Origin of the sequence: Filomicrobium sp. (assembly GCF_025698805.1) — a bacterium.
Classification (GTDB): domain Bacteria; phylum Pseudomonadota; class Alphaproteobacteria; order Rhizobiales; family Hyphomicrobiaceae; genus Filomicrobium; species Filomicrobium insigne.
In genome coordinates this window covers 58,379-80,233 of record NZ_JAILWT010000003.1, presented here as the reverse complement: position 1 = coordinate 80,233, position 21,855 = coordinate 58,379, and the positions used below count along the sequence as shown (strand labels likewise).

General features: G+C 57.1%; 21 protein-coding genes. 9 read left to right on the top strand and 12 right to left on the bottom strand.

Going from position 1 to position 21,855, the window contains the following annotated elements:
- Nucleotides 1-31: 31 nt before the first annotated feature.
- From K5845_RS07805 to soxY, 9 genes are all read right to left on the bottom strand, one after another.
- The gene (locus K5845_RS07805) at nucleotides 32-1,174 is read right to left on the bottom strand and encodes a branched-chain amino acid ABC transporter substrate-binding protein (RefSeq protein ID WP_082101146.1); all 1,143 of its coding nucleotides are present in this window, start codon (nucleotides 1,172-1,174) and stop codon (nucleotides 32-34) included.
- 186 nt (nucleotides 1,175-1,360) lie between these two features.
- Entirely contained in the window at nucleotides 1,361-1,711 is a 351-nt protein-coding gene (locus K5845_RS07800; protein ID WP_046478654.1) for a DUF6867 family protein, read from the bottom strand.
- Nucleotides 1,712-1,770: 59 nt separating this feature from the next.
- A complete protein-coding gene (locus K5845_RS07795; RefSeq protein ID WP_046478653.1) occupies nucleotides 1,771-2,532 on the bottom strand; it encodes an ABC transporter ATP-binding protein in 762 nt (253 codons plus the stop codon).
- Nucleotides 2,529-3,440 (bottom strand): ABC transporter ATP-binding protein, encoded by a 912-nt coding sequence (locus tag K5845_RS07790; protein WP_046478652.1) that lies wholly within the window; start codon nucleotides 3,438-3,440, stop codon nucleotides 2,529-2,531. The genes K5845_RS07795 and K5845_RS07790 overlap by 4 nt, the downstream gene beginning before the upstream one ends.
- Complete coding sequence (gene livM / locus K5845_RS07785; protein ID WP_046478651.1) at nucleotides 3,440-4,834, bottom strand: high-affinity branched-chain amino acid ABC transporter permease LivM; 1,395 nt, start codon at nucleotides 4,832-4,834, stop codon at nucleotides 3,440-3,442. The genes K5845_RS07790 and livM overlap by 1 nt, the downstream gene beginning before the upstream one ends.
- 4 nt (nucleotides 4,835-4,838) lie before the next feature.
- A complete protein-coding gene (locus K5845_RS07780) occupies nucleotides 4,839-5,753 on the bottom strand; it encodes a branched-chain amino acid ABC transporter permease (RefSeq protein WP_046478650.1) in 915 nt (304 codons plus the stop codon).
- 218 nt (nucleotides 5,754-5,971) lie between these two features.
- On the bottom strand, nucleotides 5,972-6,214 hold the full coding sequence (locus tag K5845_RS07775; RefSeq protein WP_076605334.1) for a CDGSH iron-sulfur domain-containing protein: 243 nt from the start codon (nucleotides 6,212-6,214) through the stop codon (nucleotides 5,972-5,974).
- A 206-nt stretch (nucleotides 6,215-6,420) separates the two neighbouring features.
- A complete protein-coding gene (soxZ, locus tag K5845_RS07770; protein WP_046478649.1) occupies nucleotides 6,421-6,750 on the bottom strand; it encodes a thiosulfate oxidation carrier complex protein SoxZ in 330 nt (109 codons plus the stop codon).
- Between the two features lie 19 nt (nucleotides 6,751-6,769).
- Complete coding sequence (gene soxY / locus K5845_RS07765) at nucleotides 6,770-7,246, bottom strand: thiosulfate oxidation carrier protein SoxY (RefSeq protein WP_287958737.1); 477 nt, start codon at nucleotides 7,244-7,246, stop codon at nucleotides 6,770-6,772.
- Nucleotides 7,247-7,478: 232 nt separating this feature from the next.
- Between soxY and K5845_RS07760 the strand changes: the two genes are divergently transcribed.
- The gene (locus K5845_RS07760) at nucleotides 7,479-8,000 is read left to right on the top strand and encodes a thioredoxin fold domain-containing protein (RefSeq protein ID WP_076605333.1); all 522 of its coding nucleotides are present in this window, start codon (nucleotides 7,479-7,481) and stop codon (nucleotides 7,998-8,000) included.
- On the opposite strand, the gene K5845_RS07755 is transcribed toward K5845_RS07760, so the two are convergent.
- Complete coding sequence (locus K5845_RS07755) at nucleotides 7,970-8,338, bottom strand: ArsR/SmtB family transcription factor (protein ID WP_287958736.1); 369 nt, start codon at nucleotides 8,336-8,338, stop codon at nucleotides 7,970-7,972. The two genes, K5845_RS07760 and K5845_RS07755, sit on opposite strands and share 31 nt — an antisense overlap.
- Before the next feature lie 366 nt (nucleotides 8,339-8,704).
- Here K5845_RS07755 and K5845_RS07750 point away from each other — a divergent pair, with 366 nt between their 5' ends.
- The 4 genes from K5845_RS07750 (at nucleotide 8,705) to K5845_RS07735 (ending at nucleotide 16,070) form a co-directional block, all read left to right on the top strand.
- Entirely contained in the window at nucleotides 8,705-11,200 is a 2,496-nt protein-coding gene (locus K5845_RS07750) for an acyl-CoA dehydrogenase (RefSeq protein WP_287958735.1), read from the top strand.
- A 25-nt stretch (nucleotides 11,201-11,225) separates the two neighbouring features.
- Nucleotides 11,226-13,235, top strand: a complete 2,010-nt coding sequence (locus K5845_RS07745) for a 3-hydroxyacyl-CoA dehydrogenase NAD-binding domain-containing protein (protein WP_090229286.1) — start codon at nucleotides 11,226-11,228, stop codon at nucleotides 13,233-13,235.
- Nucleotides 13,236-13,269: 34 nt separating this feature from the next.
- Nucleotides 13,270-14,574, top strand: a complete 1,305-nt coding sequence (locus K5845_RS07740) for an acetyl-CoA C-acetyltransferase (protein WP_287958734.1) — start codon at nucleotides 13,270-13,272, stop codon at nucleotides 14,572-14,574.
- A gap of 116 nt (nucleotides 14,575-14,690) precedes the next feature.
- Nucleotides 14,691-16,070, top strand: coding sequence for a class I SAM-dependent methyltransferase (locus K5845_RS07735; protein WP_287958733.1), 1,380 nt, complete (start codon nucleotides 14,691-14,693; stop codon nucleotides 16,068-16,070).
- Here the strand turns inward: K5845_RS07735 and K5845_RS07730 are convergent.
- Nucleotides 16,049-17,776 carry a long-chain-fatty-acid--CoA ligase gene (locus K5845_RS07730; RefSeq protein WP_046478644.1) on the bottom strand — a complete coding sequence of 576 codons (1,728 nt, stop codon included), beginning with the start codon at nucleotides 17,774-17,776 and terminating at the stop codon, nucleotides 16,049-16,051. The genes K5845_RS07735 and K5845_RS07730 overlap by 22 nt on opposite strands.
- Nucleotides 17,777-18,179: 403 nt before the next feature.
- Between K5845_RS07730 and K5845_RS07725 the strand changes: the two genes are divergently transcribed.
- From K5845_RS07725 to K5845_RS07710, 4 genes are all read left to right on the top strand, one after another.
- Nucleotides 18,180-18,455, top strand: a complete 276-nt coding sequence (locus K5845_RS07725; protein WP_046478643.1) for an acyl carrier protein — start codon at nucleotides 18,180-18,182, stop codon at nucleotides 18,453-18,455.
- Between the two features lie 140 nt (nucleotides 18,456-18,595).
- Nucleotides 18,596-19,843, top strand: coding sequence for a beta-ketoacyl-[acyl-carrier-protein] synthase family protein (locus tag K5845_RS07720; protein ID WP_046478642.1), 1,248 nt, complete (start codon nucleotides 18,596-18,598; stop codon nucleotides 19,841-19,843).
- Nucleotides 19,844-19,905: 62 nt separating this feature from the next.
- Complete coding sequence (locus tag K5845_RS07715) at nucleotides 19,906-20,355, top strand: cyclophilin-like family protein (protein ID WP_052743946.1); 450 nt, start codon at nucleotides 19,906-19,908, stop codon at nucleotides 20,353-20,355.
- A 29-nt stretch (nucleotides 20,356-20,384) separates the two neighbouring features.
- The gene (locus K5845_RS07710; RefSeq protein WP_046478641.1) at nucleotides 20,385-20,762 is read left to right on the top strand and encodes a cyclophilin-like family protein; all 378 of its coding nucleotides are present in this window, start codon (nucleotides 20,385-20,387) and stop codon (nucleotides 20,760-20,762) included.
- A gap of 5 nt (nucleotides 20,763-20,767) precedes the next feature.
- Here K5845_RS07710 and K5845_RS07705 read toward each other — a convergent pair whose 3' ends face one another.
- A complete protein-coding gene (locus K5845_RS07705) occupies nucleotides 20,768-21,820 on the bottom strand; it encodes a mitochondrial fission ELM1 family protein (protein WP_287958732.1) in 1,053 nt (350 codons plus the stop codon).
- Nucleotides 21,821-21,855: the final 35 nt, after the last annotated feature.

The window sequence follows — 21,855 nt, the reverse complement described above, 5'->3', positions numbered from 1 at the left end:
CTCGCGTCGATAGCTATCAGCAATACGAAGATCAGTTTTCGACGTACGAGATCCGATCCCCGTCCACCTTCTTCCAAGTGTACATCGTGTAATCCAACCGGTTTACGTCGCCTTTGTCGTTAAAAGCGATATCACCAATAACCGTATTGAACGTCTGTCCCGAGCGCATCTGATCTGCCACCTTCTTAGGCTCGGTGGACTTGGCAGCTTCCGCAGCCTGCTTGAAGATCTGAGCAACGGCGTAGGAATAAAGCGTGTAGGCCTCAGGCGTGATGCCTTTTTCCTCGAATTTCTTGAGAGCTCCAGCCGCTTCCTCGCGCTTGCGAGGATCGGGGGCAAACGTCATCAACGTCCCTTCGGCAGCCGGGCCGGCGATGGAAGCGAACTCATCCGTGGCGATGCCGTCACCCGACATCAGCGTGGCATTGAGCCCCTGGTCGCGCATCTGTCGTGCGATCAGTCCAGCCTCGGTGTGTACACCTCCGAAATACACGAGCTGCGCGCCAGCTTCCTTCATCTTGGCGATCAGAGCGGAGAAATCCTTCTCACCACTATTGATGCCCTCGTAGAGAACTTCTTGGATGCCGGCCTCGTTGAGCGCTTTCTTGGTTTCATCGGCTAAACCTTTGCCGTACGTCGTCTTGTCGTGAACGATAGCGACCTTCTGATCGGCCAAATTGTGGGCGATGTACTGCCCGGCGACTGTGCCCTGCTGATCGTCACGTCCGCACACCCGAAACACGTTCCACAAACCACGGTCCGTAAATGTCGGGTTGGTCGATGCCGGCGACACCATCAGCATGCCGTTCTCGTTGTAGACGTCCGAAGACGGAATGGAGACGCCAGAGTTGAAATGGCCGATGACGAATTTGACGCCTTCCCCGGCCATCTTGTTGGCGATGGAGACACCCTGCTTTGGATCGGCGTTATCATCTTCGATAGAAAGCTCGAGCTTTTTGCCAAGGATGCCGCCCGCTGCGTTGATATCCTCAACCCCCTGAACCGCGCCGTTCTTGAGCTGGGCACCAAAAGCCGCGTCTTTGCCGGTGAGCGGTCCGGCGACCGCGATCTTGATCGCTTCTTCCTTAGCAACCTCAGGAGTGTTGCTGTCACCGCACGCCGCCAGCGCAAGGCCTGTGGCAAGGGTCAAGCCAACGAGACAACCTAATCGCATTTACAAGATCTCCATGTGTTCAAACTGCTGGATGGCGGACAAAATCCGCAAACGAAGTGCTGCCCCAAAAGAAAAGTCTCATCATCCCTTGGCTGTGAATGGCTAATGTTGAGCCGAAATTTGCCCGCTTGTCACCAAGTGTCGGGTATCAGCATCCAATTTTAATCCGCACGCATCCCAATCCGGTCAACTCCGACGTTGCCAGCTTATCAAGCCGGTTCGCCTAAAGAGCCAGGGGTACTGGGACTGCATTTGCCTAGAGCGTGTCTGCCGGTATCCGAGCCACGCAATGGCAGCGAGGACCACAAAATCCACGCCGACATGCTGAAGAGAGAGAAAGACCTCATGAAAGAGCGCGTAGTGGATAAAGCGCACAGCCAACGTCATGAGACCCATATAGAAAACAAGCTGCCATAACGGCTTCCAGGTTAGGGCGACAGCGCGCCCCGTTGCCCAAGAGGCCGCCCCGCCGAGTATAACCGTGGCAAACAGGAATACGGCGAACGCGTGGGGTTCAGCCGGATAAAATGTGTCCATAAACCCTCCCTTTTCCCACGATCAGCGCTGCAACCGCAGACGCAAAGCCGCAATGGGCGTCAGTGCCGTCCACCTTCCAGATAAGCCTCGCGGACCTCGGGGCTGCGAAGCAATTCTGCCCCTGCGCCGCTCATTGTAATCACGCCGTTGACCATCACGTAGGCGCGATGCGCCAGCCGCAACGCATGATAAGCATTTTGCTCAACGAGGAAGATCGTGACGCCATCGCGTTGATTGATTTCAGCGATGACCTCAAAGATCTGCTTCACAATTAATGGCGCTAGCCCGAGAGAGGGCTCATCCAACAACAAGAGTTTCGGTCGGCTCATCAGGGCACGCGCGATCGCAAGCATCTGCTGCTCACCGCCAGAAAGCGTGCCGCCGCGCTGATGCAACCTTTCCCTGAGGCGCGGGAACAAGCTCGTCACATAGTTGAGGTCATCGTCAAAATGACGAGGATCCGCGAGCCCTGCGCCCATCTGGAGGTTTTCGAGCACAGTCATGCGCGGAAAGATACGCCGCCCCTCCGGAGACTGCGCGATCTTAAGGCGCGCAATGTCATGCGTCGGCATGCGCGTGATATCGCGCCCCTCAAAATGAATGCTGCCGGTTCGCGCCGCAGGGTCTCCGCAAATCGTCATCATCAGCGTCGATTTGCCAGCCCCGTTGGCGCCGATCATTGTGACGATTTCGCCAGCATAGACATCCAGATCTACGCCACGGAGCGCCATAATGCTCCCGTAGTAGGTGCGAATGCCTCGCACGCATAGCATTGGGGCATCCCCGGCATTTTCCCATGATGGATCGTAAGGAAGCGTCATTGTTCGAACTCCGCTTCCACCGCGAGAACTTCCTCATCCTCGACACCCAAGTACGCCGCGATGACTTTCGGATCATCGCGGATCTCCGCAGGTGTGCCATCTGAGATTTTGATCCCGTATTCGAGCACGATGACGTGGTCGGAAATCTCCATAACCACGCTCATATCATGTTCGATCAAGAGCACAGATGTACCGGTCTCAGCCCGAATCTCGAGAATCAAAGCCTTTAGGTCAGCGCTTTCTTTCGGATTAAGACCCGCTGCAGGTTCATCGAGACAGAGCAATGCCGGTTCGGTGCACATCGCTCGGATAATCTCGAGACGTCGCTGATCCCCGTAGGGAAGATCGCCCGCTGGGTCGTCCGCGCGATGCAGTAGCCCGATTTTGTCGAGCCAATAAGCCGCTCGATCAACCGCAGTCCGCTCGGCATCCCGGAATGACTTCGCTCCCACAAGCCCCAAAAGGGAATAACCAGACGCGCGGTTAAGTGCGTTGTGTTGCGCGACAATAAGATTCTCGAGAACTGTCATGCCTTGGAACAGCCGGATATTCTGGAATGTTCGCGCAACTCTCGCTTTTGCGTTGATCTCTGAATCGCCCATCCGCTCGAGCAGATAGACTTCTCGGTCAGGGGAGCGAAGATATCGCCGGGGGCTATCCGTAACGGCGGCTAAAGCGGCATCCACATCACCACCGCCGCCGACAAGCGCGATACGTCCGCCTGTCGGTTTATAAAAGCCGGTAAGACAGTTGAATACTGTCGTCTTGCCTGCGCCATTGGGCCCGATCAGCGCTGTGATCTGACCACGGCCGACGGTGAACGATAGATCCTTGACGGCGACCAAGCCACCAAAGCGCATCGTCAAATTCTCAACCAGCAATAAGGGCTCATAAGCACCGCCCACCATTACCCGTGCCCCTCCTTCACCAGGGCCCCGGAAATGGCCTTCTTCTCTCGAAGGAAAATTGACGGCTCCCGCTTTGAAATAAGGCCGCGCGGCCGCCAGACCATCATGCCGACCATCGCAAGCCCGAAGACAAGCATCCGATACTGAGCAGGGTCGAAGGCGGGGCCAAACAAAGCCTTGAGGAAGCCGAGCTCTCGCAGGATTTCTGTGCCGCCGATCATGGCAATGGCCGCGATCGCCACGCCGATCTGGCTACCCATCCCACCCAATACAACGATAGACAGAATTACCGCGCTTTCCATGAACTCAAACGACTTCGGACTGATGAAGCCCAGCCGCGCGGCAAAAAAAGCGCCGGCAAAGCCGCCGAACATTGCGCCGATCGAAAATGCCGTAAGCTTCGTCAGAACCGTATCGATACCGAGAGACCTACATGCAATCTCGTCTTCCCGCAGCGCCTCCCAAGCACGCCCGATCGGCAACTTCCGCAGACGCACCGTGATCCAGTTCGTCAGCAGAGCCATGGCGAGGATCAAATAGAAAAGAAAGAAGAGCCTGTGCAAGGGAGTGAAGGTCAGCCCGAACGTCGCCGCGAACCCTTCATCAGAGGCATTGAAGGGAATGCCGAAGAAAGTCGGCCGAGGAATACCGGAAATGCCTGCTGCACCGCCCGTCACGTCCACCCAGTTGATCAACACCAGCCGGATGATTTCGCCGAAGGCGAGCGTGACAATCGCCAAATAGTCACCGCGCAGCCGCAGCACCGGAAATCCGAGCAAGATCCCCCAGAACGCAGCAAAGATGCCTGCAAGCGGCAAGCACAGCCAAAATGAAAAACCGAAGGTGGTAGACAGCAGCGCTGTCGAGTAAGCGCCGACGGCATAAAAAGCTACATATCCGAGATCCAGCAGACCGGCGAGGCCAACAACGATGTTGAGCCCCCAACCCAGCATCACGTAGATCAAAATCTGGATACCGAAGTTATCGATCCACTTGAGCGCGCCACCCGGTCCTGCCAATGCGACAGCAAGAAACGGATAGGAAAGCAGCCAGATAAGCCCTATCCAGCGAATATGATTGACACTGAGGCCTGTGCGGCTCCCCAAGCTCGACATCGCGCCGATGGCGGCGCTGCCGCCACGCGAAATGTAACCGCCAAACAGGTTCCATGCGAGCCGCGCAAAAAACGCGATGCCGCACGCCCAGGCCACCAAGCCCCAACGTGGCTCAAGAATGAGCCCGGCTGTAAGATGCTGATAAGCGTTGAAAGCAACGAGCGGAAATGAAAGCCCAAACGTAAGCAGAGCCAGAAAGCCGGCGTCTTTCACAGCGCCCAAAAAGCCGGGCGAGGCCTGGAGGTCGGCGGGCTCGCGCCGCTTGCCGGTCCCCACCATTGGTTCAGACCTTCTCTACGTCGGGCTTACCGAGAATACCCGAAGGCATGAAGATCAAGGTGATTGCGAGAATGGAAAACGCTGCGACGTCTTTGTAATCGATCGAGAAATACGCTGACCAAAGAACCTCGATCAAACCGATCAACAAGCCCCCGATCACCGCTCCGGGAAGCGAACCGATACCGCCGAGGACCGCTGCGGTAAAGGCCTTCACGCCTGGCACGAAGCCATCAGCAAAACTAACGACCCCATATTGAACAAGATACAGTACGCCGGCCACAGCAGCGAGCGCAGCGCCCATGACAAATGTCAGCGAAATAGTGCGATCGACATTGATGCCGAGCAAGGCCGCCATCTTGCGATCCTGCTCACACGCCCGCTGAGCGCGTCCCAAAGACGTCTTCTGAACAATGAACCAAAATGCAGTGAGCAATACGACCGTCGTCCCCATGATGAGGAGCTGTTTGTAGGCCACGGTTACGTTCCCGTCGATCATAGGCAACGTAAAGCTTCCATCAATGATGGGAGGTATGGACTTGTTGCGAGGCCCTTGCACGAGCTGCACAAAATTGACCAGGAAAATTGACATGCCAATCGCTGAGATCAGCGGCGCCAGTCGAAACGAACCTCGCAATGGGCGATAGGCAACTCGTTCGATGGTCCAGCTCCATAGAGCCGTGAGAGCCATCGCCGCCACGAGCACGATAATGAGCGCCAGCGCGATCGCGAGCCCGCCAAAAAGCGATGTGATCAGCAGGAATAGAATGAGGCCGATGAAGACAGAGACCATGAACACATCGCCATGGGCGAAGTTGATCATGCCGATGATGCCATAGACCATCGTGTATCCGATGGCGATAAGCCCGTAGACCGACCCGAGAGTAAGACCGTTGAGCAGCTGTTGAACGAAATAATCCATAAGGTCTCATCGGTTGAATTGAGCAAAAATATGCGGTCGCCGCCGACCTTAATTTTCATAGTGTCTAGGCAATAGAGAGGAAAGCTGCAATTTTGAGCAAAGGTGCGATTATGGACAGGCGTGTTGCATCCTAGTGAGGCGAAAGCCCATAGAACAATGCACCTCAACGCGGCAAACACCGTGCAGCAGTCGGACTTCATAGACTGTTGGTAACAATCTTAGAGCAAGTTGTGCGAGCCGTCGCAGTAGGGTTCGTCATCCGTCGTTTTGCATCCACACAAATTGTAAGTACCGGACTCAGCGGGAACAAAGCGTAACGGTTGAATATCGGTCGCGCTATGTGCGCCATCGCAGAAGGGCTGTTTTTGAGAGCGGCCGCAACGGCAATAAAAGTAGGCCTTACCCCCGACAAGCTCGACCTGATAGGGGCCCTTCTGGGCAACTACGCTTTCATCCGACACGTCACATCCTCCCCGACGTCAGGCCATTGGCCCGCCTGTGTTCAAAATCTAGCCTTCGCCATTAGCGGCTCTACTCATTGAGCACAAGGCCGCGCACCGACACGGGCATCCTATTCTAACGATTGCCAAGTGCCACCCACGTCACAAAAAAGGCCTGTCCAGTTTGGACAGGCCTTGTGATCTCGATCCCGATCTGACTATAGCCGTCAGCCGACCGTGACCGAAACCGTCGTCGACAACGTCTCGCCGGCGTCGTCCACCCAGGTGAGTTCGAGCGCCCCAGGCTTGGTCACCTTCATGTGGAAGGCGATGTACGGGTTTGCCGAGATTCCCGGGTAGAGATCACCGCTGAATACCGGCTCTCCTTCAAAGGTCGCTTTGAACGAGTGGATGATATTGCGCGGAATGACTTGGCCATTCTTATCCTTGCGCAGCCCGGTTTCCATCACGTGGCTGACCAGCGTCTTGACCTCGATGACGTCACCGACCTTCGGGTTCGCAGGAGAGATTTTCGCGCGGGGTTTATTGTTAGACATTGCTCTGTTCTCCTCCCGGCTAACCGCCGCATCCGCCGATCGTCACCTTGACCATCTGCTTGCCGACCAGAAACTTGCCATTGCTCAGCTCAGCAACGGCCACAATCTCCTGGGTCTTTGCGAGACGCATACGGCCTGAGACGTCCGCGGTACCGGACAGTGGCGTGAAATGAAATGTTGCGATCATTGGCTGAGGATTTCCGGTCGAAAGCAAATGAACTGCTTTGACGTAATCATCCTTAGACATTGCGCTCTCAACCGCGATCGAAAATGGGACGGTATTCCCATTCTCAGCAATTTCAGGCAATTTGATTTCTACGCCGCTATCACCGGTTTCGGCATCGCCAACAATACTTTTAAAAGTGGCATCGAAATCCTGCGGTTTTTCGGCGGAGGCTGGAATTGAGCGGAACAATGCAAAAATGGCAGCCGCAGCACCTGCGCCCACCACAAACTGACGCCGGTCGAGCGTCTCCAAGTGCAATTGCATGACCATGTATCCGGGCCTCCTTCCCGCAAACACTATGTATCAACGTCGTCTGAGCATCCCCGATATCAGCGGCTATAAACCAAGCCACTCATTCAAAGCACGTTCGGCGCCATAATCCCCCGCTCACGACGTATTTAATAGAGGATGTAGGGGTTTCCAGTAATCTGCTTCTATATAGGCAAACACATTACTTAAGCCCAGGCCGCTTTCACATATAGCGAACAAGGCGAACAGAACTATGTCAAAAAGTCTTACGCTGCAAATTGCCAAGAGAGTGAAACGCGCGCGCGCACCCTCGTTTCTCGCGCTTTGGGCGATCGCCTTCCTCCTCGCAATTGATCCCGTAGCAACGTTCGCCGCGCCTCAGGCTGGCAAGCTGGGTCTGGTGATGATCGAAAAGGACGACTGCAGCTATTGCAAGCTCTGGGACAAAGAGGTCGGGCGCTACTACCCCTCGACACCCGCGGGCCGGTATGCGCCCTTGGTCAAGCTTGATATAGACTCATCAACCGCGCAGCGCTTCCAACGCGTCGTCTACACGCCAACCTTCATTTTGGTGCGTAGCGACGGCAAAGAGGTTGGCCGGATTATCGGTTATCCAGGCAATGAATACTTCTGGTCTGCGTTGGAAAAATTGCTTGGCCAAGCTGGCATCCGCAGTGACGACAAAGAACTCCCGGCTGCCGTAAGCCCAATCGTAGACAAAACACCTCTCGGTGTTTCCAGAGCTCAGACGCCGGCCATCTTGCCCGCGCAATAGTGGCGATAGAGGACTTCTACGATTTCGCGCACCGCAATGTCCGCGATTGAATAATACGCAAACTGTCCACGCCGCTCGACGGCCACAAGGCCATGCAGACGCAACCGCGTCAAATGTTGAGACGTCAAGCTTTGCTGCGCGCCGATCGCCTCGGAGATCTCGCTGACAGTCTTTTCTCCATCCATAAGCAGGCACAAAATCATCAAACGATGCGGGCTACCGATGGATTTGAGCAGCTTGGTCGCCTCTAAAGCCGCCGCGCGCATCGCATCGAGAAAGTCACCATCCGGGGCTTCCATGGCTTCTGGTTCAACCGAACCATCACTTTCCAATACCACGTCGTTCTTCTCCCGTGCCACCTGCAACTAATATTGGGGGCTCACGTTCGCCGGTCACGGCGGCCTTTGGCGCCACTCGAACGCCATGTGAATATGTGGCTATACTTGCTCCCGTGGCAAATGCACCGTCCAGCGCGATAACGTGCACAAACGGACGGTCGCCTCCATGCCAGCATGAGTATTGGAATTGGACCGATCTAAAGGTCGAATTTCACAGCGAAAAATATCTTTCCAGGCTGTCAAGCCGAGGTTAACGCGCCGCACTATATTATGGCCAAGAAATTCGGCCCACTGATATGCGCTTAGCTTGAAAAACAAGGCACCTTCGGCTGGCACACATAATTCCGCATGGTGGAGAACCAACTGATGTTGTTTGTTGTCGTCCTCGTAGCAGTGCTGTGGGTCCTTGCGATCCGACGCGCCCCTCTGACGGTCTGGGCGGGTGCAATTGCTATTGCAACTTTTCTGGCGCAATCCGACCTGATTGACGGTGTTGCCCGCGCACCGGAGTTTGGAGCCACCCAGCTGCTCGCCTGGATTCCAGCCATCGTGCTGGCCCTGCTGACGTTGCCCGCTGTGCGCCGTGCCGTGTTGATCAAACCGGCTTATGGCCTCCTCAAAGGCACACTCCCCAAAGTCTCGGACACAGAAACGCAGGCGCTTGAAGCCGGCACCGTCGGCTTCGACGCTGAATTGTTCTCCGGCCGTCCGGATTGGGACAAACTACGTGGCCTTCCTCCAATCGTGCTGACAAACGAGGAGCAGGCCTTTCTTGACGGGCCAACTGAAGAACTCTGTGGGATGATCGATGATTGGCGGATACGCTTCACCGAGCGCGAAATTCCCCAGGAAATCTGGGATTTCGTAGCCCAACACGGCTTCCTCGGGATGCTGATCTCCAAGGAGCATGGCGGGCTTGGCTTCTCCGCCCAGGCCCAGTCGCTTATTCTCGGAAAAATCGCATCACGCTCGCCGGATGTCTCCACAATCGTCATGGTCCCCAACTCCCTGGGCCCAGGCGAACTCATCGAAAAATACGGGACCACCGAACAGAAACATCACTATCTTCCGCGCCTCGCAAAGGGTGAGGAGATCCCTTGCTTCGCGCTGACGGGCCCAACGTCGGGCTCCGATGCGGCCGCGATGCGTGACATCGGCCACGTCTGCCGCGGCCTCTACAAAGGCCAGGAAGTCCTGGGCATCCGGCTCAACTGGGACAAGCGCTACATTACGCTCGGCCCCAAGGCGACGCTGCTGGGCCTGGCATTCCGGCTATTCGACGAAGACAACTTGCTCGGTAAAGGCACTGATGTCGGCATAACCCTAGCGTTGATCCCTACCTCACACTCAGGTGTAGAGATCGGCCGTCGACATCTGCCTTGCGGTCAGGCTTTCCCCAACGGTCCGACCTGGGGCAAGGACGTGTTCATTCCCATGACCTGGGTAATCGGCGGGCAAGCGCAAGCCGGCAATGGCTGGCGCATGTTGATGGAATGCCTTGCCGCGGGCCGCGCTATTTCACTTCCGTCCTCCGCAACGGCCGGAACAAAAGCGATGTTGCGTCTCACGAGCGCCTACGCACGCATTCGCAAACAGTTTGGCATTCCCATAGCCCGTATGGACGGCATCGGTGAACCGCTCGCGCGATTGGTCGAGTCCGCCTATGTCAACGAAGCCGGACGTGCCGTAACGGCAGCCATGGTTTCCCGCGGCGAACGACCGTCGGTGATCTCTGCGCTGATGAAATACCAGACCACCGAACGCATGCGTCGCGCCGTCAATGATGCGATGGACATCCACGGTGGTCGTGCGATCTGCGATGGGCCACACAATTATCTGCTCTCACCCTATCAGATGGTCCCCGTGGGGATTACCGTTGAGGGGGCTAATATCCTTACGCGCACATTGATCACGTTCGCGCAAGGCGCTTTGCGCTCGCACCCGCATCTCTACGATGAAGTCAAGGCGATCCAGAATCCGGATCGTGCTGCGGGGCTCAACGCCTTCGACAAAGCCTTCTGCGGACACATCTCGTTCACGATCTCAAACATCGCTGGCGCTTTGTTCCACAACCTCACTTTCGGCGCGTTCGCTGGAACGCCGGACAACGTCGGCATGCGCGAACGCTGGTATCGCCAAGTCTCCCGCCAGAGCCGAAACTTCGCCCTGTTGGCCGACATGATGGTCATATCTCTCGGCGGCGGGTTGAAAACGCAGCAAAAACTAACCGGCCGCATGGCCGATGCGCTCTCTGAACTTTATTTGGTTTCATGCGTACTGAAACGCTTCGAGGATGATGGCCGCCCGCCGAGCGACAAACCTCTCGTTGAGCTGGCCGCCCGCAACGGGTTGTTCCGTTGCCAGGAAGCCTTGATCGGCGTGATCGACAACTTCCCCATGATGCCGATGCGGTTCATTCTGAGCGTTCTGGTCTTCCCGTTCGGCCGTCCCTACCGCCCGGCATCGGACCGTCTCGCGAAAAGCATCCTGCCGCTCGCTCTTGAGCCGGGTGAAGCGCGCGATCGCCTGACGCGCCACATCTACGTCAGCGATGATGCCGATGATGCAGGCGGATTGCTCGAGGTTACCCTCACAAAGGTCATCGCGGCCGAACCTGCAGAAAAGAAGCTGGAACGTGCTATCCGCGCCGGAACGGTCCGTCGCTATCACGGACTGGATTGGTACGCCGAAGCCGTCAGCAAAGGCGTTCTGACCCAAGCAGAAGCCGATCAACTCCGCGATGCGGATCAACACGTCGCTCGCGCGATTGCGGTTGACCACTTTGACCCTGCCGAACTCAAACCCAACTATGAAGTAGCTGACCGCAGTGAATCGCGGCTGGCGTCCAGAGCGGCCGAGTAAGCGTGGCCAAGGAGAACGACAGCAAATGACGACCGAAACAACTGCGGCGGATCTGACTGGACTTAAGGACTGGCGCTTCGAAGTGGACTTCGAAGGAATCGCCTGGGCCATCTTCGACCGCGAGAATGAATCGGCTAACGCGCTAGGGCGCCGCCCCCTCGAAGAACTTGGCGAAATCATCGATCGCGTCCAATCCGGTGCGCGCGAAGGCACGATCCGCGGTCTTGTGATCATGTCCGGCAAGCAGAAGAGCTTCATTGTCGGAGCCGACATTCGCGAATTCGCCGACCTCAAAACCGAACAGCAGGTGATCGAGGCGCTAAAGCCGGTCAATACGTTGCTCGATCGTATTGAGGCAATGTCCGTTCCGGTCGTCGCGGCCATCCACGGTGTGTGTGTGGGCGGTGGGTTGGAGCTGGTCCTCGCGTGCCACTACCGCATCGCCACGCGCGACGATGCGACCCGTGTAGGCTTCCCCGAGGTCAAGCTCGGGATCTTCCCGGGCTTCAACGGAACCGCACGCTCGATCCGACAAGCCGGCGCGCTCAATGCCATGCAGGCGATGCTGAAGGGCTCGATGATCCGCGCCAGCGCAGCGCGCGCTCAAGGCTTCATCGATCAACTCGTCGAAAGTCGCGGAGCTCTGCGTTGGGCAGCCCGCAAAGCCGTTCTTCAGAACCGCAAGTCGAAGGCCAAAGGAGGCTTCGCCGGCTTGTTGGCCAAATGGCCAGCCCGCGGATACCTAGCTGGCAAAATGCGTTCCGAAACAGCCAAGAAGGTTCGGGAAGACCACTACCCTGCTCCCTTCCGATTGATTGATCTGTTTGAGCGCTACGGCGGCAGCTACGCTGATATGAAGCGTGAAGAAAGCCCCGCGTTCGCTCCTTTGATGGTGTCGGACACGTCGCGCAATTTGCGCCGTGTCTTCTTCCTTTCCGAAGCATTGAAAGCGCAGGCTCCCAAGCAATCTTCCTGGAGGCCGATGCGCGTCCACGTTATCGGTGCCGGCACTATGGGCGCTGATATCGCCGGATGGTGCGTGGCATGCGGCATGGAGGTTACGCTGCAGGATCTGTCGGTAAGTCAGATCGAAAAGGGCATCGCTGCACAGAGCAAGCTGTTCAAGCGAAAATTCCGGACCAAAGCGCAGCAAGACGCTGCAAAGGCTCGTTTGATCGCAGATCCCGACGGGCGCGGTGTACCTCGCGCCGATGTCATCATCGAAGCCATCATCGAAAAGCTCGAAATCAAACAAGCGCTGTTCAAGGAACTCGAAGACAAGGTCAAGCCTGACGCCCTGCTTGCTTCCAATACGTCGTCCCTCAAAATCGAGGATATTGCCGCGACGATGGCCGACCCTGGCCGTCTCGTCGGTATCCACTTCTTCAACCCGGCCGCGCAGATGCCTCTGGTCGAAGTCGTTCGCGGTGAAATGAGCCGCCAGGGCGAAGTCGACAAGGGTGCGATCTTCGTTGCTGCGATCGACAAGTTCCCGCTCGTTGTGAAGTCAGTCCCAGGCTTCCTCGTCAACCGTGTTCTCGCACCCTACATGATGGCTGCTATGGCTCGCGTCGATGCGGGTGAGGATAAGGAAAAAATCGACGAAGCCGCGCGCGCTTTCGGAATGCCTATGGGCCCCATCGAATTGGCCGACACAGTCGGGCTCGATGTCTGCGCGAGCGTTGGCCAAATTCTGGGCCTTGGCGACGAAGTCTCTGGCGCCGCCAAACTCGTCAAATCCGGCAAACTCGGCAAGAAGACCGGACGGGGCTACTACGTCTGGAAAGACGGCAAACCCGAAAAGTCCAACGACAAACGTTGGGACAAGGCCGATATCAAGAAGCTCGGCCGTGAACTCGTTGAACCGTTGATCGCGGAAGCGGAACGAGCGCGCGATGACCACATCGTCGCCAATGCCGACCTTGTCGATGCCGGTGTGATCTTCGGAACTGGTTTCGCTCCGTTCCGAGGCGGCCCGCTACATTTCAGGGCAAGCGAACAGGCGGAAGCCGCCGCACGCGACGCTGCCGAGTGACCATAGTTATGATCCTTTTGGAGGCCCCACCCCAATGAGCAAAACGCTACGCCGAGTCGCCATCATCGGCGGCGTCAGAATTCCGTTCTGTCGTTCGGGGACGCTGTACGCTGATCTGTCCAACCTCGACATGATGACAGCAGCTCTTTCCGGCCTCGTCGATCGATTCAATCTGAAAGGGGCCCATGTCGACGAAGTCGTCGGCGGGGCCGTTGTCACGCATGCCAAGGATTGGAACCTGGCCCGTGAAGCGGTGCTGAGCACGACCCTCGCGCCATCCACACCGGGCATCACCATGATGCAGGCATGCGGCACAAGCCTGCAGGCGGCAATGGGGATAGCCGCCAAGATTGCGGCAGGTCAGATCGAGAGCGGCATTGCTGTGGGATCAGATACAACCTCAGATCCGCCTATCGTCTTCAGCAAGAAGTTTGCGCGCCGTATGACCGAGATGGCCAGCAAGAAGACGGTCATGGAGCGCTTTAAGGTGTTTAGCGGCTTTCGGCCTGGTGAACTCGTACCGCAGCCGCCGCAAACCAGCGAGCCACGGACGGGCCTTTCAATGGGTCAGCACTGCGAACTTATGGCCAAGAAGTGGGAGATCCCTCGGGTCGAGCAGGATGAGCTGGCCTACGAAAGCCACAAGCACGCAGCCGAAGCCTATGTGTCTGGTTATATGGACGATTTGGTCGTCCCCTGCGCCGGCGTTTTTCGCGACAACAACATTCGAGAAGATATCAGCCTCGATAAGCTCGCGACTCTGAAAACCGCTTTCGACAAATCCGACACCGCAACGTTGACAGCAGCCAACTCCACCCCCCTGACCGATGGAGCAGCAGCTGTGCTCCTCGCATCGGAAGAATGGGCGGCTGAACACGGCTTGCCAATCCAAGCTTATCTCGTCGACGCGCAACACATCGGTAATGACTTCGTATCCGGCGACGGTCTTCTCATGGCGCCAACGATCGCGGTGTCCAAGCTGCTTGATCGTAACGGCCTCACGCTTCAGGACTTCGACTTCTACGAGATCCATGAAGCCTTCGCGGCCCAGGTTCTCGCCACACTCAAAGCCTGGGAAGATCCGGAATATTGTAAAAACGTACTTGGCAAAGATGCGCCTCTAGGGTCCATCGATCGCACCAAGCTCAACGTCAAAGGCTCATCCATCGCCGTGGGGCACCCCTTTGCCGCGACCGGGGCACGTATCATGGCCAACCTCGCCAAGCTGCTCGATCAGAATGGCGGCCGCGGATTGATCTCGGTTTGCACAGCCGGAGGTATGGGCGTGGCGGCGATTCTGGAAAGCCCCAAAGCGAAGGCGATGGACGTAGCAGCCTGATAACGTTTCAACACTCCCGTTTCGCATGCCACGCTGCAATGCGAGACGGGACCGTCATAATGCGCTAAGCCCTCTGCTCGAAGACATCTACGAGCACAACGACGGAAGAGGGCACCATGGCGGGCAGCGAGGACAAACACGCCAAGCAGATCGCCGCGGCGACCAATCTCGTAAAGCGCTTGGCGAACCGCCTCAACATGGATGCCAGTGTGCGACTGTGGGATGGTTCACGCCATCCCCTCGGCCAGAAGGTTACGAGCGATTTCGAAATTAAAATCGCCTCGCCAGGCGTGATCACCTCGATCCTGCGCCGGCCGACGCTGGACACCATCATCCGCCAATACGTCAATAAGGGCATCGACTATTCGGGCGGTTCGCTCATCGACTTTGGGGCGAACCTCAACAAAGGCAATCGCTCAGCCAAACTAACGGCCATGGATATCGCCAAGGTTATCGCCCAGTTGCGTCCATTTCTCTTCGCCTCTAGCGAGCCGCCGCCCGAGGAAGGCGCCTTCGGCGGCAACATCACCGGAGCAAACCGCGCTGCTGGCGAAAACAAGGAATTTATCGAATTCCATTACGACCTGACGAATGCCTTCTACGAGCTCTTCCTCGATCCGGAGATGGTCTATTCCTGCGCGTACTTCACGGATTGGACAAACGACCTCACCACCGCGCAGCATGACAAGCTGGACATGATCTGCCGCAAGCTGCGTCTAAAGCCCGGCGACAGGTTCCTGGATATCGGCTGCGGCTGGGGCGCGCTCGTAGCGCACGCAGCAAAAAACTACGGCGTTACCGCCCACGGCATTACGCTTTCCGTCGAGCAGTTAAGCCACGCGGAAGAAAAGGTACGCGCCCTCGGGCTTCAGGACCGGGTGACGTTGGAGTTCATCGACTACATCGATCTGACTGGCACGTACGATAAGATCGCATCGGTCGGCATGTATGAGCATATCGGTCTCGATAACATTCCGACTTACATGCGCAAGATTCGTTCACTGCTAAGCGAAGACGGATTGTTCCTGAACCACGCCATCTCCCGACGCGCAAAGAAACGCCGCAACCTTTGGCCGGATCGCTTGCGTCCCGAACAGCGCGCCCTTGCAAAGTACATCTTTCCTGGTGGAGCCCTCGACGACATCGGCAACACTGTTCAGCAGATGGAGCGCGCCGGCTTCGAAGTTCAAGATGTCGAAGCCTGGCGCTTGCACTACGCGCGCACCTGCACCCTATGGCATGATCGGCTCATCGCCCAAAAAGACGCGGCGATCGCCATCGTCGGCGAAGCGAAATATCGTATTTATGTCGCGTACTTAGCAGGTTGCGCCATCAGCTTTAACAGGGGAACGGCGCGATTATACCAGACGCTTGCTTCGAAGTCGGCGAAGCGTCCACCGGCACTGCCGCCCACCCGAGCCGACCTTTACCCTTTACCGGTGATAGGCATAAAGAACGCCCCTGTTCGAACTACTCAGTTCGCTGCGCGGCGCTGACGTTCTTCCTCCTTGAGCTCCTTTTTGGAAAGTTTACCGATGAGCGTCTTCGGCAATTCCTCGCGGAACTCGATAACGGAGGGCATCTCAATCTTTGAGAGCTTGGGCTCAAGGAACGTCATAAGATCTTCTTCGGTAACCTCGGCGGCATCCCTGAGTTTGACGAAGGCCTTAGGCGCTTCACCCCGATAGGAGTCTTCGATGCCGATAACGGTGACTTCGACAACATCGGGATGCGCATAAATCGCATCCTCCACGCGGCGCGGGTAAACGTTGAAACCCGAGCAGATGATGAGGTCTTTCATCCGGTCCACGATGGAAAAGCGGCCATCCTCATCCATTCGCGCAACATCGCCGGTCCTCAGAAAGCCGTCCTTGGTGAAGACCTTTTCCGTCTCTTCGGGGTTCTTCCAATAGCCCATCATGACTTGGGGGCCCTTGACGCACAGCTCGCCCTTCTCGCCTGTCGCAACCTCCCGCTCGGGATCATCGACATCACGTAGCGAAATAATGGTCGCTGGAACCGGTAACCCAATCGAATTGCTCCGAGCCGTCCCATCGATGGGATTGCACGTCACAACAGGAGAGGTTTCCGACAAGCCGTAGCCCTCAACGAGAGGACAACCGCACAGCTCTTCAAATCGCGTGCGCACCTCCAAGGGCAACGCCGCCCCCCCCGAGATGCAATATTTCAGCGAACTGAGATCGTAAGAGCTCAATTTCGGATGGTTAATAATAGCATTGAAGAGCGTCGGCACTCCCGGCATGACCGTCGGTTTGCTCGAGTGAATTAACGCTAGCGTATCGTTCAGACGAAAACGGGCCATAATGATCATGGACGCCGCCATCTTCACCGCCACGTTCATCACCGCCGTCATGGCGAACACGTGGAAAAACGGCAAAACGGCGAGAAAACGTTCCTCACCGTGCGCTAACACCGGACCCCAGTCACTGACTTGCAGTGTATTGATGTAGATGTTGGCATGGCTGAGCATGGCGCCTTTGGGTACGCCGGTTGTGCCACCTGTGTACTGGAGGACCGCGAGTTCCTTGTCGGGATCAATCTCGCGAAGCACGGGCTTTCCGCCAGGTTTCCTGACGTCGGCATCCAGAAGAATCTTATCGCTGACCGGTGAAGCCGTTGGACGGGCCAGATCGTGCCACTTGAAAAGCTTGAAAAGCGCCGCTTTCGTCGCAGGCAATAATCCAGGGAACGACCCCACCACCGCCTGCTTCAGTGTTCCATTGCTGATCAGCGCCTCGACTTTGTCGAACAGAATGCGCAGATCCAAGGTGACCATGATCTCGGTATCGCTATCGACCACCTGCGCACTGAGCTCTTCGACCGTATAAAGCGGGTTATAGTTAACAACCACGCCTCCAGCCTTCAGGATGGCAAAATAGTAAACGATATACGTAGGCGAGTTCGGAAGCAGGAGACCAACTCGGCTCCCAGCCCCGACGCCAAGAGCCTGCAGGCCCGCCGCGGTTTCGTCTACAAGCTTGCTAATTTCACCGTAGGTAAGCTTTCGACCCAAAAAATCGGTACAGATATTCTCAGGATGAGACGAGGCAGCCTCGTCCAAAAGCACGTAAATTGGCGCGCTCTTGTACGTTCGGTACCAGTCGACATTCTCTGGATAGCCCTTCAACCACGGCCATTCAGCCTTGGATTGAGGTGATACTGCGACATCATGGCTCGTCATTGCTGGTTTTCACTCCCCGCGCAGACGGCTAAGTCCTATGACCGGAATATCCTTCAGGTCTGCAACAAGCCGTAGTAGGCGTAAAGGATATTGCCACGGGCCTACTGAAGGAATAGCTAAGCATTCATACAATACGTTTCCATCGGCGAACGCCATCAGCAGAGCTGATCGTGCCTGCATCGGGAACGTGGACGTAACGTGCGATACAGAACCGGCACGCATCTTGCGATATCGTCGTCGTGGCCGCCATAATGACGGTCACGAAGGTAAGGTCGGTCGCGGCTAGACTTGCTCGGCGATTGCGTATATGTCACGCCGCAGCTGTCATAGTCCTGGGCCTTCAACTGTCAGAAACCGAAATTTAAGGGTCCCCTTGTTTAAAGACTTAGGGGAGGAGAGCGAGATGGACGAAGTCGCATCGAAAATTGTCGATATTCTGAAGAAGCATATGAAGGAGCCGAGAGACGATATCGCACTCTCGACAGAACTTCAGGACTTGTCGATCGAGTCATTAGATCTCGCGATGATTGTTTTCGATATCGAAGACACCTTCGGTATTGAGATCCCCTACAACGCCAATGAAGACGTCGAAGACTTTAAGACAGTCGGCTCTGTTGTCGATAAGGTCCGCGCGCTCGTCGAAGCCAGCAGCGGTGGTGCTGCAGCTGCGAAGGCTTGACCTGTCCGTGATCTCCGCATTCACGCGTGAAGGCGGAGTTCCCTGACGGACTCGTCGCGCCACGGCGCGCCAAACCATGTTAGCGCTATTGTACGGGGTTCGCTTTTTAACGGGTCCTGCGCCGGAGAATTGGAAAAACAATGACTGAAACGAACGGCAGGCGCCGCGTCGTCGTGACCGGTACTGGAGTCGTGACTCCGATTGGTACCACCGTCCCAGAGTTTTGGGATTCGATGAAGCAAAGCAAGTGCGGCGTAAGCGAGCTTGGCGGCTTCCCGTTAGAAGATCTCAAAATCCTGATCGCGGCCCAGATCAAGAATTTCGACCATAAGGCCCGTCTGAAGCACTTCAGCCGTGACAAGATCATCATGCACGCTGACCGCTACTCCTGGTTCGCGGGTGCGGCGGCAGATGAAGCCGTCAAGCAATCGGGCCTCGAGATGCCCGTCGCTGACCCGTACCGGACGGCATGCATCATCGGCTCCGGTGCCGGAGGCCTAACCACCTACGAAGAGGCCTATCGAAATCTCTTCATCCACAACAAGCGCGCAACCCATCCACTGACACTTTTGCGGATCATCGGTTCGTCGGCAGCAGCGCACGTCGGTATCGAATACGGCATCAAGGGCCCGACCTTTGCGACGTGTTCGGCTTGCTCCACAGCAACCCACGCAATCGGCTTGGCGCTTGAATATATCCGTCGCGGCGTTGTCGACGTCGCAATCGCTGGCGCTTCCGAATCCGTCATCAACTACGGCACCATGAAAGCCTGGCAGGCCCTTCACGTTCTGTCGCCGGAAGGCTGCTTCCCGTTCGACAAGAAGCGCAACGGTACGGTGCTCGGAGAAGGCGCCGGTATCCTCGTCATTGAAGAGCTGGAGCACGCCCGCAAGCGTGGCGCGAACATCCTGGCTGAGATCGTTGGATACGGCAGCACTTCGGACGCCCGCGATATGGTCAACCCCGGAGTCGAAGGCCCGAGCGAAGCCATGCGTCTCGCACTGCTTGACGCGGAGCTTGAGCCGGAAAAAATCGACTATCTCAACGCGCATGGCACGGCGACCGCCATCAACGACGAAAACGAGACGAACGCCATCAAGCAAGTATACGGCGATCACGCCCGTAAGCTGGCAATCTCGTCGACGAAATCGATGCATGGCCACCCGCTAGGTGCGGGCGGTGGCATCGAAGCTGTCGCGTGCATCAAGGCAATGGAAGAAAACTGGGTCCCGCCGACGATCGGTCTGACCGATCCAGATCCAGCCTGCGATCTCGATTACGTGCCCAACAAAGGCCGCGAAATGGAGGTCACATACACAATGTCGAACTCCTTCGCCTTCGGCGGCCTGAACGCGGTTCTGGTCTTCGGCCCAGCACCGGCTGCCTGACGATCACGCGCAGATAACGTGGCCGGGCAGCTGCTCGGCCACAACTTCTGGGATAGCCGGTCATGCCGACGAACTTCCTGCGTTCGCGCGACAAGCCCCCACGTCCCCAGCCCAAACCAACCTCGCGCGCACCACGCATCATTGAGATAACTGCGGGTAAAGCCAAACTCCGCGCCCAACTGCTCGATACACCGGGAGCGGACCGCATCTGGGCGGCATTGCCGCTATTCTCGACTGCGGAACGCTGGGGCGACAGCCTTCATTTCGAAATTCCCGTACGCAGTGGCCGGGAACGCAACGCGCGGTTAAACGGAGAACATGGCTACATATACTTCTGGAGCCATGAAGAACGCCTCCTAATCCCGTTCGGACAAACCCCCATCTCGCGCTCGGGCGAAATCCGCCTCCCCTCCCCCTGCAACGTTCTGGCGCGGGCCATAGACGACACATCCGTATTGCAGAGCGTGACGCCCGGTGAGAAGGTAACAATCAAGGCCGCAGCGAACGGCTGAAATCAGCGTGACGTACTTGGGAGGGTTCGATGCGCGAAATTCTCATCCGTTCGGGAGAGGTGGCGATCCGCGCACGCCTCCTCGACACACCGACCGCTAATCGGATCTGGGAAAACCTGCCGATATACGCCAACGCCCGCACCTGGGGCGAAGAAATCTACTTTGAAGCCCCAGTTGAAAATGTCCGCGAGCCTGACGCACGGGACGTCGTGGAAGCCGGTGAGATCGCCTTTTGGCCAGACGGCGTCGCCATCGCAATCGGCTTTGGGCCGACCCCCATCTCCCGTAAGGGTGAAATCCGACTCGTTAGCCCATGTAACATCTGGGCCCAGGCTCTGGACGACGTGCGCCAATTGCGCGGCGTACATGCAGGCGAGCATATTGCGATCATCGAAGCCGATAGCTGAAGCCACTACTCAATGAGAAGCGACAGACGCTCTTTGAGCTCTTCGGCAAGCTTGTCGAGCGGATTGACGTCGAGCGGCTCTATGGCATCAAGGACGTCCAAAAAGCTATCAGGATTCAATTGAGCAATCGGAAGCTGCTTGGCCCAGCCATTGGCTGAAAGCCATTCCCGGTACGAAGCCTCGTTTGCCGGTAGAGCCCACCCACGTGGCGTGACTGATACAACCGGACGGCGCATCCACACGCACTCGGAAAGCATCGTGCTTGAATCCGCAGTACAGACGATAACTTCGGAGTCGGTCAGCAAGGGTCCAAGAGTGCCCGGTCCCACCTGCCTGATATCGATGAACTGCTGCACCGCCCTTTGCGGTCCCGTCATCCCGGCAAGCATTCCCGACACGAGATCCGGCGTTCTCGGCGCATTAGAAACGATCCAACGCGTCCCCCAGAGTTCTGCACACTCGGAAATGAACACCAGAAGCTCTCGCCAGTCTTCATCCGTGTAGCGCACCGTTCCCGCATCTCCACCAATGATGAGACCCGCGACACGTGGAAAGTCCCCTGGCGCTCGAACGGGCCTTGACCCTGCTGCTTCCGCTTCGTCCGGATTGTTCGAACTGGGCTTCAAAGTCATCAGGCGGTTGGGGCCCTTCGCCTGCTCCGCGTAAGATGTAAGCACGAGCGAGAAGTCGCTCGGGCGATAACGGCGCAGAGAACCATAGAAAACATTCGCAGCACCCGTCACACGTGCAGCGGAGATATTGGCCGCCAATGTATCTCCGCCAGCAGACACGATAAGGTCGGGAGAGCCCAAGGCATACGCGTCAACGCCATAAACCCGACGCAGGATTTGCTCAGGCGATACGCCATAATTGACGAGGTAGGAGAGCGCACGCGCAGGTAACCACCAGGGACGCTCAACCTGCATGCGCCGAAGATTGACCTCGCGGACCTGCGCAATCGCGGTCACGATGCCCTCTGACAGGGAATAATGGCCCGGCCGGCCATCCGATAAGATCAGGGCTTCGAGCGCGCGCATCGCATCCCCGGTTTGCTTCACCAATCGAGGTCGACTTGGAAAACGCCGTTGGGGAA

Coding starts and splice junctions, on each gene's coding strand:
- K5845_RS07805 (WP_082101146.1), bottom strand. CDS start 1,174: ATGCGATTAGGTTGTCTCGTTGGCTTGACCCTTGCCACAGGCCTTGCG.
- K5845_RS07800 (WP_046478654.1), bottom strand. CDS start 1,711: ATGGACACATTTTATCCGGCTGAACCCCACGCGTTCGCCGTATTCCTG.
- K5845_RS07795 (WP_046478653.1), bottom strand. CDS start 2,532: ATGACGCTTCCTTACGATCCATCATGGGAAAATGCCGGGGATGCCCCA.
- K5845_RS07790 (WP_046478652.1), bottom strand. CDS start 3,440: ATGGTGGGCGGTGCTTATGAGCCCTTATTGCTGGTTGAGAATTTGACG.
- livM (WP_046478651.1), bottom strand. CDS start 4,834: ATGGTGGGGACCGGCAAGCGGCGCGAGCCCGCCGACCTCCAGGCCTCG.
- K5845_RS07780 (WP_046478650.1), bottom strand. CDS start 5,753: ATGGATTATTTCGTTCAACAGCTGCTCAACGGTCTTACTCTCGGGTCG.
- soxZ (WP_046478649.1), bottom strand. CDS start 6,750: ATGTCTAACAATAAACCCCGCGCGAAAATCTCTCCTGCGAACCCGAAG.
- soxY (WP_287958737.1), bottom strand. CDS start 7,246: ATGGTCATGCAATTGCACTTGGAGACGCTCGACCGGCGTCAGTTTGTG.
- K5845_RS07760 (WP_076605333.1), top strand. CDS start 7,479: ATGTCAAAAAGTCTTACGCTGCAAATTGCCAAGAGAGTGAAACGCGCG.
- K5845_RS07750 (WP_287958735.1), top strand. CDS start 8,705: ATGTTGTTTGTTGTCGTCCTCGTAGCAGTGCTGTGGGTCCTTGCGATC.
- K5845_RS07745 (WP_090229286.1), top strand. CDS start 11,226: ATGACGACCGAAACAACTGCGGCGGATCTGACTGGACTTAAGGACTGG.
- K5845_RS07740 (WP_287958734.1), top strand. CDS start 13,270: ATGAGCAAAACGCTACGCCGAGTCGCCATCATCGGCGGCGTCAGAATT.
- K5845_RS07735 (WP_287958733.1), top strand. CDS start 14,691: ATGGCGGGCAGCGAGGACAAACACGCCAAGCAGATCGCCGCGGCGACC.
- K5845_RS07730 (WP_046478644.1), bottom strand. CDS start 17,776: ATGACGAGCCATGATGTCGCAGTATCACCTCAATCCAAGGCTGAATGG.
- K5845_RS07725 (WP_046478643.1), top strand. CDS start 18,180: ATGGACGAAGTCGCATCGAAAATTGTCGATATTCTGAAGAAGCATATG.
- K5845_RS07720 (WP_046478642.1), top strand. CDS start 18,596: ATGACTGAAACGAACGGCAGGCGCCGCGTCGTCGTGACCGGTACTGGA.
- K5845_RS07715 (WP_052743946.1), top strand. CDS start 19,906: ATGCCGACGAACTTCCTGCGTTCGCGCGACAAGCCCCCACGTCCCCAG.
- K5845_RS07710 (WP_046478641.1), top strand. CDS start 20,385: ATGCGCGAAATTCTCATCCGTTCGGGAGAGGTGGCGATCCGCGCACGC.